The organism is Muriicola sp., assembly GCF_049669965.1.
GTDB lineage: Bacteria > Bacteroidota > Bacteroidia > Flavobacteriales > Flavobacteriaceae > Muriicola.
In genome coordinates, this window is sequence record NZ_JBATLB010000083.1 from 13,477 (window position 1) to 25,757 (window position 12,281).

Below are 12,281 nucleotides of genomic sequence, written 5' to 3' on the forward strand. Positions count from 1 at the left end.
TAAATTATTGTACACTACTGGCCTTCCTTATAAAAAAATTCACGTTTAATTCAGCCCTTTCTTATAGGCCTTAAACCACCGCTCAGGAATAATCTGATCGCACGCGTCTAAATAGTCCTGCTCAGTGCAAGGTAATAACGCAGGTGAATTTGATTTAGTATGTGAAGAAACAAAAGGCGGGACTTCTACCCACCACCTTTGGGTAAGTTGACTTTTAAAGAATACCAGTTCTTCGGTCTCAGTTGGGACTATAAACTTGGTAAAGTCTTTGTTGCTGGCGCTTGGCCTTTCTTTGATTCGGTAGTTAAAGCCTTCCATAAAGTACCAGATAATCTGGGCCACTAATTGATAGGCCTGGGGGGTGTTCTCTGATTCATAGATGCCAAATACGGCTACATTCTCACTGATTCCTGCGTATCTGGCGATCGCACAGATCTCTCTCCCGTCAAAACCATTTGGTGAGAAGTTAGAGGACAGGCCAATTTCACTAGCCTTAACGGCCCGCAAATCAAGACTTACCAAATGAGCATTCCTTAAAATGGGTTCTGCCAAAGCAATATCTGAGGTGATTTCCCCTAAGCGATAGGCGTCGAAGAACAGCCGTTCCATCAGATCTATCTCTTCCTGGGCATTGAAATAGCTCTGATAACCAATGTTGGAGAAATTAAAAAGATTGTTAGGTTTATCGGTAATGATCTTACTCATATAGGAACTGGAAGAAATAAGTTCCTCATCTGCACCAAAATCGAAACGGCTATCTACAGATACCAGATTGATAAGATTCTTTATCTTGTCGAAAGCCCGGTAGGTAGGATAGGTAATATCCTGAGTTGCACCTAATATAATAGGTATAACGTTCTCTTCTAATAATTCGGCTATGATCTCCTTTACCACAAAATACGTATCCTCTACCGTTTCCCCTTCTTCTACATTTCCAAGGTCCACGATGTTCACATTCCAATTCCCCATCATAAGTTTGTAGAGCTGAATTCTAATCTCTACAATGGCCAGTTTCTCTGGCTTTTTTTCAAAGGCATTACGGGATTCATGTACCCCCATAATGGCAAAGGAGGCGTTGGCAAGAACTGGCAGACCGTCTCTGTTGGTATGTTTGAAAACACTTTTTCCAATGGATTGTAGTGGCAGCAACTCACAGTGAGCCAGGGCCTTATCTTCTACCGGTACTAAAAAATCGAATGCCATAGGGTCACAGCAATGGAGAGTTACTTACTTTTTTTCTTGGGTTTTTTCTTTTCGAGCAGTCCCTGAGCATCTGCCAAACTAAAATTAGTGACATCTACTTCTTTCGCCAGTTCTGCCTTTAATTTACCTTTGATGATCTGATGCCTTCCCCAACGGGCCTTTTCTATCCGTATGCCTTCTTCCGGCCATTCCTTCACCACACGCTCAGATTCCTTTTTCTTCTTAGCCTCTATCAATTCCGCAATATCAGCTTCCGAGAGGTCATCAAAATCGTATTTCTTATTGACATTGATAAACATCCCATCCCATTTAATAAAAGGACCAAATCTTCCGGTTCCTTTGGTTACGTCCTTTTCTTCATAGGTAGTAATAGGGGCATCGGCCTTTTGCTTGGCCTTGATCAATTCAATAGCCTTATCCAGAACAATATCCATGGCACTATCGCCGCTTTCAAGGGAAACAAACTTCTTTCCGAAGCGTATATAGGGTCCGTATCTACCTACATTGGCTTCTACCTCTTCCCCCTCATAGACCCCTAATTTTCTAGGTAGTTTAAACAGGTCCATCGCGTCTTCAAATGTAACAGAGGCGATAGATTGATCCGGGAGTAAACTTGCAAACAAAGGCTTTTCCTCTTCTTCTACAGTTCCTATTTGAACCATAGGGCCAAAACGGCCTAAGCGAACTGAAACCTGCCTTTTTGTTTTTGGATCTGTCCCCAGGATACGTTCCCCGCTTGCGCGGTCAGCATTTTCCTCTACGTCTATTACCTTGGGGTGAAAATCCTTGTAGAAATCTTTCATCACCTTTTGCCAATCTTCTTCACCAGAGGCGATCTCATCAAATTCTTTTTCCACCTTGGCCGTGAAGTGGTAATCCAAAATATTGGCAAAATGAGCTACAAGGAAGTCATTCACAATAAGACCAATATCTGTAGGCACCATTTTACCCTTATCCGAACCTACCGTTTCGGTAAGTTGTTTTTCAAGGATGGTATCTTTTTCAAGGACCAATTGGGTATAGGCCCTTTCCGTACCATCTACTGTGCCTTTCTCTATATATCCCCTATTCTGAATGGTAGAGATCGTTGGAGCATAGGTAGAAGGTCTCCCAATGCCCAATTCCTCCAATTTCTTTACCAGGGTGGCTTCTGTGTATCTGTAAGGAGGCCTGGAAAAACGCTCTGTTGCTGTTATATAGGTATTGTATAAGGTATCCTTTTCCTTTAAGGCCGGGAGCATGCCTTCCTGCTCTTCTGCCAGATCTTCTTCATCTTTTCCTTCCAAATACACTTTTAGAAACCCATCAAACTTTATGACCTCCCCATTGGCCGTAAATTCCTCTGTATGGGTATTGGTCTTAATTTTAACATTGGTTCGTTCTAATTCGGCATCTGCCATTTGAGAAGCCAGGGTACGCATCCAGATCAGCTCGTACAACTTTGCCTGATCTCTTTCCACTTTAGGGGATTGAAGGGTCATATCCGTGGGCCGTATGGCCTCATGTGCCTCCTGAGCTCCCTTGCTTTTCCCTGTATAGTTGCGAATCTTGCTGTACTTTTCACCATAATTGGCAACAATAGCTTGTTTCGCCTCATTGATAGCTTCTTTTGAAAGGTTGACGCTATCTGTCCTCATATAGGTGATCAATCCTGCCTCATATAATCTTTGTGCCACCTGCATGGTCCTTGCCACAGAGAAATACAATTTCCGCGAGGCCTCTTGTTGTAGGGTGGAGGTTGTAAATGGAGCGGCTGGCGATTTTTTAGCGGGTTTCTTGTCTAGCGAGGCAACTGAAAAGTCGGCCTTTAGATTCTGCGTTAAAAATGCTTCAGCTTCTTTCTTGGTCGCAAAAGTCTTGGAGAGCTTGGCACCAAAGATCTCACCTTTTGCTGTTTTAAATTCTGCATTGATCCTAAATGACGCTTCCGGGGAAAAGGCTTCAATAGCCCTTTCTCTTTCTACTATAAGACGGACGGCAACAGACTGCACCCTCCCTGCTGAAAGGCCTGGTTTAATTTTTTTCCACAATACGGGAGAAAGTTCGTATCCCACCAACCTGTCTAGTACCCTACGTGCCTGTTGGGCATTGACCAGGTCATAATTGATGGCCCTTGGGTTCTCAATGGCTTTGAGTATGGCCGATTTGGTAATCGAATTAAATACGATCCTTTTGGTCTTGTTCTTATCCAATTGCAGGGTCTCTGCCAAATGCCAGGAAATGGCCTCTCCTTCACGATCCTCATCACTGGCCAACCAAATTGTTTCTGCTTTTTTGGCCAGATCCTTCAATTTTTTAACAAGCGCCTTTTTATCTTTATCAACGATGTATTTGGGTAGAAAATCATTCTCCACATCTACGCCGAGTTCCTTGGAGGGAAGATCGGCAATATGACCAAAACTCGATTCTACCTTAAAATCCTTTCCCAGAAATTTTTCAATAGTCTTCGCCTTGGCGGGTGATTCTACAATTACTAAATTCTTAGCCATTCATTGATTTTTGAAGTCACAAAAGTATAGCAAAATTTTGATTTGCTTCCTTTTATCCACAATGAGGCCCAAAATAGTGCCGGAGGTTCACCAATAAGATGGCCCTTTTAAGATGTGAATTAATTGAGAGACATGCTGCTAATTAGTTCCAGGCTCACATCATTATAAGAATACTGATAAAGGGTTTCCTCGCCCACCATTAGAAGGTGCTCCTGCAAAGGAATGACATCGAAGGTTGTGATATCCTCAAAGTGTTGTAAGGCAACCAAGTCCGGCACATTGGTGGTGTCGTAGACTCTTAAGCCAAAACTGCCGTCGCATACAAAAAGCTTGTTATCCCTGATGCCAAGGCCATAAGGCTCTTCCATAGGGTAGCTGGCCGTTAACGAAGGATTTGAAATATCTGAGATATCTACCAGGAACAAGCCGCTTTCTGTGGCACCGCAGCCATTGCCTCCCCGTAGCGTAATATAGGCATAGTCGCCATCAACCACTACCGGATCACAGGCAGTACCGTGTTGAAATTCAGAAATAAAGCTCGGATTAGAAGGTTCAGTTATATCATATATATACATCCCGCTTCTGCTGCCCAAAAATAACTGATCCCCTCTGTTAAAAATGGTCTCAATATCGAAGCCGGCATATACATCCTCCATGTCCACAGGATTCGCCAGATCTGAAATTTCAAAAATATTAATACTGTGACTGTCCACCGCATACAAATAATCTGCCACAATCTTAAAACGGGCAAGAGATCCTCCCTGGCCCACACTATTCTCCGCCGCGTTGGCCATCATCACATCTTCAAATCGCTGCGGTACCTCGTCTATCAATCTGCGTTCGGTGACAACTTCCCAGCCAATAAGCACATTATCGGGATTTCCCCAATCGTCGTATTCAAAAATATCTGCCTCGAGCGGCCATACCACATTATCTCGCAATACATTCTGCAGCCGGTTCACAATTTGAATGTTATTGATGTCCGAAATATCTAGTACTATCAGATCTGTAAGACTGTCTGCATACAGAAAGTTATTCTTGACAGAAATATCAACATTCCCTGCAATTTTTATAAAAGCGACCTTACGGGGAGAGGCAGGATTGGTATTGTCTATGACATGTACTCCCTTAAATTTATCATTTACGAAAATATAATCCTGATAGGCATAAATCTTCCCAGATTCAGCAATGGGCTTAGGACTTACCACCTCTACCCCATTTTTAAATTCCTGTAGGGTGATAGTTAAAGGTCGCGCCACCAAATAGTCTGCGTATTTGCCAGGATCATCTTCACTACAGGATAGAAATCCGAATACGATACAACAAGAGAAAAAGATCTTTATAGAATTCATGGCAATTGTATTAAAAGGTTAGGTATAGAATAGATACGTTATAAGAGGGCACGTTGCGTTCAATTTTATGAAAATATTAAACTGTCATATTGTCATAAAAAAGGATATTGTACTACCTTTGCGGTCCTTATGTAAGTGGTTATCGCAAGCAAGACTATGGAGAAATTAATAGATGAAAGTGTTCAGGGAGCTGCACTTCTCTTAGATAAATCGATCAAAAACAGCAGAAAGTTATACATTGAAAGCTACGGCTGTCAGATGAACTTTTCTGATAGTGAGATCGTGGCCTCTATTCTCGCTGCCGAAGGATTCAATACTACGGATCGTTTGGAGGAAGCAGACCTTGTTCTCGTAAATACCTGCTCCATTCGTGAAAAAGCGGAATTAAATGTTCGCAAAAGACTGGAAAAATTCAATGCCATCAAAAAGAACAAACCTCATTTAAAGGTGGGCGTTTTGGGATGCATGGCAGAACGATTAAAAAGTCAATTGTTGGAGGAGGAGAAGATCGTAGACATGGTAGTGGGCCCGGATGCTTATAAAGATCTTCCTAATCTTGTGCGTGAGATAGATGCCGGCAGAAATGCGGTGAACGTACTTCTTTCCAAAGAGGAAACCTATGGAGATATAGCCCCGATACGCCTACATTCTAATGGTGTAACTGCTTTTGTATCGATAACCAGAGGATGCGATAATATGTGCACCTTCTGTGTGGTGCCTTTTACCAGAGGAAGAGAGCGCAGCAGGGACCCACAGTCTATTGTCCAGGAAGTAAGGGAATTATGGAATAAGGGGTTTAAGGAAGTAACCCTACTGGGACAAAATGTAGATAGCTATCTCTGGTATGGTGGCGGTCTAAAAAAGGATTTTGATAAGGCTACTGAAATGCAAAAGGCCACTGCCGTGGATTTCTCAGACCTATTAAGACTGGTTGCAGAAGCACTGCCAAAAATGAGAATACGTTTTTCTACTTCTAATCCACAGGATATGACCTTAAAAGTGGTACATACCATGGCTGCATACCGAAATATTTGCAACCATATTCACCTGCCGGTGCAAAGTGGGAGCGATCGTATTTTGAAAGCCATGAACAGGTTGCATACCCGGGTAGAATACATGACATTAATTGAGAATATCAGAAATATCATCCCCAACTGTGGTATTAGTCAAGATATTATTGCGGGCTTCCCTACGGAAACCGAGGAGGACCACCAGGACACCTTATCTTTGATGGACCATGTAAAATACGACTTTGGTTTTATGTTCACCTATTCGGAACGGCCAGGAACCATGGCGGCCAGGAAATTGGTGGACGATGTACCCGAGGCCGTGAAGAAAAGAAGGTTAGAGGAGATCATAGCCTTACAAAGAAGGCACAGCCTATACAGAACCAAGAAATATCTTGGCAAAACAGAAGAGGTTCTTATTGAAAACTCCTCAAAAAAGTCGGATGCACAATGGATGGGCCGCACCTCAGCCAATACAGTGGTTGTGTTTCCTAAGGAGGGGTATGTCATAGGCGACTTTGTAAATGTAAAAATCATGGATTGTACCTCGGCAACCCTTTTAGGAAATGCCGTTGGATTATCAGAAAACAACTAATAATGGAAAGTGTACAAGCCATAAAACAGCGTTTTGGGATCATAGGAAATGATCCAAAACTAAATCGCGCCCTCGAAAAGGCCCTACAAGTGGCCCCTACAGATATTTCGGTACTGGTAACAGGAGAAAGTGGTGTTGGAAAAGAAGTGGTTCCAAAGATCATTCATTCCTTGTCTCACAGAAAGCATGCAAAATACATCGCCGTGAACTGTGGGGCAATCCCTGAAGGCACTATAGACAGTGAATTGTTTGGACATGAAAAAGGGTCGTTCACAGGCGCTACCCAAACCCGTAGCGGGTATTTCGAAGTGGCAGACGAGGGTACTATCTTCCTGGATGAAGTTGGTGAATTACCCCTTACCACCCAAGTGCGTTTACTGCGTATTTTGGAAAATGGCGAATTCCTGAAAGTAGGTTCCTCTCAGGTTCAGAAGACCAATGTTCGTATCGTGGCCGCCACGAATATGAATATGATAGACGCCATTAAAAAAGGAAAGTTCAGAGAAGATCTATACTATCGTTTAAGTACGGTAGACATCCATATCCCCCCTTTGCGAGACAGGAAAGAAGACATTCATCTGCTGTTCAGAAAATTTGCGTCAGACTTTGGGCAGAAATACAAAATGCCTACCATACGATTAGACGACGACGCGGTGCAACTGCTGGAAAAATATCGATGGCCGGGAAATATACGGCAATTGCGAAATGTAGCGGAACAAATCTCGGTCCTGGAAGAAAGCAGAGCGATCTCACTCTCAACGCTGAACGGATACCTGCCCAATGCCAATGATTCCAATTTACCTGCAGTGATTGAGCGCGAATCCAAAAAAGGAGATTTTAGCAACGAACGGGAAATATTGTACAAAGTCTTGTTCGACATGAAAGCAGATCTGAACGATCTGAAGAAATTGACCCTGGAAATGCTCAATACGGGTGATTCAGAAAAGGTACAGGAAGAAAATGAAAACCTGATTCGGAAAATTTACGGCTCCAACGGAGAAGAGACCGAAGAAGAAGCAAAACCCTTGGAATTATTGCCACCACATGACCACAGGTTAGAAAAACCCAAGGAGATTACGCAGGAAGACAAGTATCATTTTGCAGAAGAGATCCAAGAAGAAGAAACCTTATCTTTACAGGAAAAGGAGATTGAGCTCATTAAAAAATCCCTTGAGCGAAACCGCGGAAAAAGAAAAGCAGCCGCTTCAGAATTGGGAATCTCAGAACGGACCCTGTATCGAAAAATTAAACAGTACGATTTATAGTGAGATCTAAACACTACATTCTATTACTATCCATTTTTGTCGGCACCCTTTTTCAGGGTTGTGGTGTTTACAATTTTACAGGTGGAGACGTTGGAACAGCCAAGACCTTTACCGTTACTTATTTTCAAAACTATGCTTCTCAAAGTCCGGGATCTACTTTCGATCCGGGATTGGACAGAGAATACACTCTTTCCCTGCAGGATCTGATATTAAATCAAACCAGTCTCGATCTGGTATCCTCTAATGGTGACTTGCTCTATGAAGGTGAGATTGTAGAATACCGGGTATCTCCCATGTCTGCCACTGCTGAACAGAGGGCGGCACAAAACCGACTCACAATTTCTGTAAATGTTCGGTTTTTTAACAAGACCAAAGAAGGTGCCGAGTTTGAAAGGCGGTTCTCTTTCTTCTTTGACTATCCGTCAACCTCACAATTAGCTTCGGTAAGAGATGAAGCCCATCTGGTGATCTTTGAGAGGATAAATCAAGATATTTTTAATGAATCCTTGGCCGACTGGTAACTATATGAAAGTAACCGACTTTACATATTTGCTACAACATCCGGACAAGGTAGTAGAACCTATCCAAACCAGACAACTGGAAGAGGTCGTAAATGAGTATCCGTATTTCCAGGCGGCAAGGGCCCTTCAGCTTAAAGGCCTTAAGAATCTAAACAGCTTTAAATACAATAATGCCCTTAAGGTTACGGCGGCCTATACAGCAGACCGGGATGTATTGTTCGATCTGATCACCTCACCAGAATTCCTGCAAAATTCTATTGCCGATACCATCTCCGGAAAAATAATTCCTGTGAATGCACAGGAAATTGAAGCAGAAGAGATCTTGCCAAATCCAGAAACAGATACCACCCTTATTGCCGACTCCCTGGATGAGCCTTTACCAAGGACCACTAAGGACGCAGATAACATTCTTGATCCTGCACTTTTTGCATCCAAAGATCCGGAAATAGATAAGGCCATTGCCAGGGAAAAGAAACTTGCCCAGGAAGCCCTAGAACTTGGACAGCCCCTGGGCTTTACAAAAAAAGAAAAACACTCCTTTATGGAATGGCTGCAACTTAGTTCGGCCAAGCCTATTCACCAAAAGGCTGCAAAGAAGTCGGAAATTGCAAATATCCCGGCAGAAATGGAATTTCCCATAGAAGAAGATTCGGACAAGAAGAAGAAGTTCGCTATCATTGACCGCTTCCTGGAAGAAAATCCAAAGATAGTTCCGCAGGAACACGGTGTTGCTAAAGTAGACATTAGCGGCTCCATCAAACTCGACTCTGAGGAGCTGATGACCGAAACGCTGGCAAGGGTATATTTGGAACAAAAGAAATACAAAAAAGCCCTTCAGGCGTATAAAATTTTAAGTTTGAAATATCCGGAAAAAAGTAGTTTCTTTGCAAGCCGAATTAAAGCAGTAAAGGAATTACAAAAGGAAAACTCATAAGATGAGCACATTTACAATATTCTTGGTACTTATAATCGTAGTTTGTTTCCTCCTGGTATTGGTCGTAATGGTCCAAAATCCAAAAGGAGGCGGATTGTCTTCTTCTTTTGGAGGAGGTGGCACCCAGGTTGTGGGTGGCGTTAAAAAAACAGGTGATTTTCTTGATAAAAGCACCTGGACATTGGCTTCACTTCTGGTGGTTCTTATCTTGCTTTCTAATGTAGCCTTAAAAGGAAATTTTGGGGATGCAGATTCCAAATTATTACAAGGTGATGACATTGAGACCACAGTTCCGGAATCCGTTCCTGAAGAAGTAGTTCCAACAGACACTACCAGCCCTCTGGATACCATTCAATAAGAAATTATACGATAATGTCACAGTGAATGCCAGCCGAAATGACAAGCTGGCATTTTCATTTTACATTCTGTCAGTTTTTGGGGCTTGGCATAATTTCTGTCATCTAAAATCAGAATTTTAAAATCTAAATAATAGACATATGGCTAAACTTAGCATCAAACCACTAGCAGACAGGGTTCTTATAGAACCTATGGCAGCAGAAACAAAAACTGCCTCTGGCTTGTATATTCCGGATACTGCCAAAGAAAAACCTCAAAAAGGAAAAGTAGTGGCCGTTGGCCCTGGAACAAAGGATGAAAAAGTTACTGTGAAAGTAGGAGATACTGTTCTTTACGGAAAATATGCCGGGACAGAGTTGAAATTAGATGGCACCGATTATCTAATGATGCGTGAAAGTGACATTTTAGCGATCATTTAAATTAAACTTCAAGGATTCGCTTCGAACAGCGAATTTCCAAATTGAAAAATAAAAACAAACAGAATTATGGCAAAAGATATAAAGTTTGATATTGATGCAAGAGATGGTTTAAAGCGGGGAGTAGATGCCCTGGCTAATGCGGTAAAGGTTACCCTTGGACCAAAAGGAAGAAATGTTATCATTAGCAAGTCATTTGGTGCTCCGGTAGTAACTAAGGATGGTGTTACCGTCGCCAAGGAAATAGAGCTGGCAGATGCCCTTGAGAATATGGGCGCTCAAATGGTAAAGGAAGTAGCTTCCAAAACCAATGATCTTGCAGGAGACGGAACCACTACAGCCACCGTGCTGGCGCAATCTATTGTTAAAGAAGGATTGAAAAACGTTGCGGCAGGAGCTAATCCCATGGATTTAAAAAGAGGAATAGACAAGGCTGTAGAAGCTATTGTTGAAAACCTTGCTACACAGTCCAAAAAAGTAGGCGACTCTTCAGAAAAAATAAAGCAGGTTGCCACTATCTCTTCGAATAACGATGAGACTATTGGAGATCTTATAGCCCAGGCATTTAAGAAAGTTGGTAAAGAAGGAGTGATCACCGTAGAAGAAGCGAAAGGAACTGACACCTATGTGGATGTTGTAGAAGGTATGCAATTTGACAGAGGCTACCTCTCTCCTTATTTTGTGACGGATTCAGAAAAAATGATCGTAGACCTGGACAATCCTTATATCTTATTATACGATAAGAAGATATCCACCATGAAAGATCTGCTTCCTGTTCTAGAGCCTGTAGCTCAATCCGGAAAGCCTTTGTTGATCATATCTGAGGATGTAGACGGAGAGGCACTTGCCACGCTGGTTGTGAACAAACTACGTGGTTCTTTGAAGATAGCAGCAGTGAAAGCTCCAGGATTTGGAGATCGCAGAAAAGCAATGTTAGAGGATATTGCTATCCTTACCAAAGGAACTGTTATTTCTGAAGAGCGAGGATTCTCCATGGAGAATACTACGATAGACATGTTAGGTAGCTGTGAAAAGGTGACCATTGATAAAGACAATACCACCATTGTAAATGGAGCAGGAGCGGCAAAAGATATCAAGACCCGTGTTAGTCAGATAAAATCTCAGATAGAGACTACAACATCCGACTACGATAAGGAAAAATTACAAGAACGTTTGGCTAAGTTAGCAGGCGGGGTAGCTGTATTATATGTAGGTGCTGCCTCAGAGGTGGAAATGAAGGAGAAAAAAGACAGAGTTGATGATGCCTTGCACGCTACCAGAGCTGCTGTAGAAGAAGGAATTGTTGCCGGTGGAGGTGTAGCCTTTATACGTGCAAAATCTGTTTTGGCCAAAGTGAAGGTAGAGAATCCGGATGAAGAAACAGGTTTACAGATAGTAGCCAGAGCCATTGAATCTCCCTTGAGAACCATTGTTGAGAATGCCGGGGGCGAAGGCTCTGAAGTTGTTGCCAAGGTTTTTGACGGAAAAGGAGATTTCGGATACGATGCTAAAACCGAAACCTATGTGGATATGATGAAGGCCGGGATCATTGATCCTAAGAAGGTAACCAGAATTGCACTTGAAAACGCCGCTTCTGTGGCAGGTATGATACTTACCACAGCGTGTGCCCTTACAGACATCAAGGAAGATACGCCATCAGGCCCTCCAATGGGTGGTGGTGGAATGCCCGGAATGATGTAGGCCATCCTGCAATCCAAAAATATAAAAACCGCCTTATTCAGGCGGTTTTTTTGTTTAGATTTTCCAAAAAAGAAAAAGTCTCAATGCATTTCTTTAACTACGGTAGAATCCCTGTATCTGCAACAAGGGTGTACCTTGAGGTAGGCTTCTTCAGTGGCTTTTAATTCCTTAGTATCGTGTCCTACTTCTACCAGTGCGGTTTTAATGATCATTGAATTCGTCTTGCGTTCATCAATGATTAATGAAAGTTGATGAGAAGGAATATCCCATACCGCATATTTTACTCCTTTTACGCCTAGTGCAGCTTTTTCAATCCGCATTTTACACATCTCACAAATACCATCAACTTCAAAGGTTATTTTTTTATTTTTCTCTTGTGCAAAAGTGATTGAGGTCATCACACATAAGATACTTCCGATCAGAAACTTTTTCATACTATTT

Annotated in this window: 11 protein-coding genes; 7 read left to right on the top strand and 4 right to left on the bottom strand. The window is 42.3% G+C overall.

What is annotated here, in order from left to right; translation table 11 throughout:
- Positions 1–45 precede the first annotated feature (45 nt).
- From WBM49_RS04515 to WBM49_RS04525, 3 genes are all read right to left on the bottom strand, one after another.
- Complete coding sequence (locus WBM49_RS04515) at positions 46–1,203, bottom strand: formimidoylglutamase (protein ID WP_424370874.1); 1,158 nt, start codon at positions 1,201–1,203, stop codon at positions 46–48.
- 20 nt (positions 1,204–1,223) lie between these two features.
- Entirely contained in the window at positions 1,224–3,692 is a 2,469-nt protein-coding gene (gene topA, locus WBM49_RS04520; RefSeq protein WP_424370875.1) for a type I DNA topoisomerase, read from the bottom strand.
- A gap of 119 nt (positions 3,693–3,811) precedes the next feature.
- Positions 3,812–5,044 (bottom strand): LVIVD repeat-containing protein, encoded by a 1,233-nt coding sequence (locus WBM49_RS04525; RefSeq protein ID WP_424370876.1) that lies wholly within the window; start codon positions 5,042–5,044, stop codon positions 3,812–3,814.
- Between the two features lie 156 nt (positions 5,045–5,200).
- Here WBM49_RS04525 and miaB point away from each other — a divergent pair, with 156 nt between their 5' ends.
- From miaB to groL, 7 genes are all read left to right on the top strand, one after another.
- Positions 5,201–6,646, top strand: a complete 1,446-nt coding sequence (gene miaB, locus WBM49_RS04530) for a tRNA (N6-isopentenyl adenosine(37)-C2)-methylthiotransferase MiaB (protein ID WP_424370877.1) — start codon at positions 5,201–5,203, stop codon at positions 6,644–6,646.
- Between the two features lie 2 nt (positions 6,647–6,648).
- Positions 6,649–7,911 carry a sigma-54 interaction domain-containing protein gene (locus WBM49_RS04535; RefSeq protein ID WP_424370878.1) on the top strand — a complete coding sequence of 421 codons (1,263 nt, stop codon included), beginning with the start codon at positions 6,649–6,651 and terminating at the stop codon, positions 7,909–7,911.
- On the top strand, positions 7,911–8,432 hold the full coding sequence (gene lptE / locus WBM49_RS04540; RefSeq protein ID WP_424370879.1) for an LPS assembly lipoprotein LptE: 522 nt from the start codon (positions 7,911–7,913) through the stop codon (positions 8,430–8,432). The genes WBM49_RS04535 and lptE overlap by 1 nt, the downstream gene beginning before the upstream one ends.
- Positions 8,410–9,366: a hypothetical protein gene (locus WBM49_RS04545; RefSeq protein WP_424370880.1), complete on the top strand. Its 957-nt coding sequence runs from the start codon at positions 8,410–8,412 to the stop codon at positions 9,364–9,366. Before lptE ends, WBM49_RS04545 begins: the two co-directional genes overlap by 23 nt.
- A 1-nt stretch (position 9,367) precedes the next feature.
- Positions 9,368–9,724, top strand: coding sequence for a preprotein translocase subunit SecG (gene secG, locus WBM49_RS04550; RefSeq protein WP_424370881.1), 357 nt, complete (start codon positions 9,368–9,370; stop codon positions 9,722–9,724).
- 139 nt (positions 9,725–9,863) lie between these two features.
- Positions 9,864–10,142: a co-chaperone GroES gene (locus tag WBM49_RS04555; protein ID WP_424370882.1), complete on the top strand. Its 279-nt coding sequence runs from the start codon at positions 9,864–9,866 to the stop codon at positions 10,140–10,142.
- A 66-nt stretch (positions 10,143–10,208) separates the two neighbouring features.
- Positions 10,209–11,840 carry a chaperonin GroEL gene (groL, locus tag WBM49_RS04560; protein ID WP_424370883.1) on the top strand — a complete coding sequence of 544 codons (1,632 nt, stop codon included), beginning with the start codon at positions 10,209–10,211 and terminating at the stop codon, positions 11,838–11,840.
- 80 nt (positions 11,841–11,920) lie between these two features.
- On the opposite strand, the gene WBM49_RS04565 is transcribed toward groL, so the two are convergent.
- Positions 11,921–12,274 (bottom strand): heavy-metal-associated domain-containing protein, encoded by a 354-nt coding sequence (locus WBM49_RS04565; RefSeq protein ID WP_424370884.1) that lies wholly within the window; start codon positions 12,272–12,274, stop codon positions 11,921–11,923.
- Between the last annotated feature and the right edge of the window lie 7 nt (positions 12,275–12,281).

Coding starts and splice junctions, on each gene's coding strand:
- WBM49_RS04515 (WP_424370874.1), bottom strand. CDS start 1,203: ATGGCATTCGATTTTTTAGTACCGGTAGAAGATAAGGCCCTGGCTCAC.
- topA (WP_424370875.1), bottom strand. CDS start 3,692: ATGGCTAAGAATTTAGTAATTGTAGAATCACCCGCCAAGGCGAAGACT.
- WBM49_RS04525 (WP_424370876.1), bottom strand. CDS start 5,044: ATGAATTCTATAAAGATCTTTTTCTCTTGTTGTATCGTATTCGGATTT.
- miaB (WP_424370877.1), top strand. CDS start 5,201: ATGGAGAAATTAATAGATGAAAGTGTTCAGGGAGCTGCACTTCTCTTA.
- WBM49_RS04535 (WP_424370878.1), top strand. CDS start 6,649: ATGGAAAGTGTACAAGCCATAAAACAGCGTTTTGGGATCATAGGAAAT.
- WBM49_RS04545 (WP_424370880.1), top strand. CDS start 8,410: ATGAATCCTTGGCCGACTGGTAACTATATGAAAGTAACCGACTTTACA.
- secG (WP_424370881.1), top strand. CDS start 9,368: ATGAGCACATTTACAATATTCTTGGTACTTATAATCGTAGTTTGTTTC.
- WBM49_RS04555 (WP_424370882.1), top strand. CDS start 9,864: ATGGCTAAACTTAGCATCAAACCACTAGCAGACAGGGTTCTTATAGAA.
- groL (WP_424370883.1), top strand. CDS start 10,209: ATGGCAAAAGATATAAAGTTTGATATTGATGCAAGAGATGGTTTAAAG.
- WBM49_RS04565 (WP_424370884.1), bottom strand. CDS start 12,274: ATGAAAAAGTTTCTGATCGGAAGTATCTTATGTGTGATGACCTCAATC.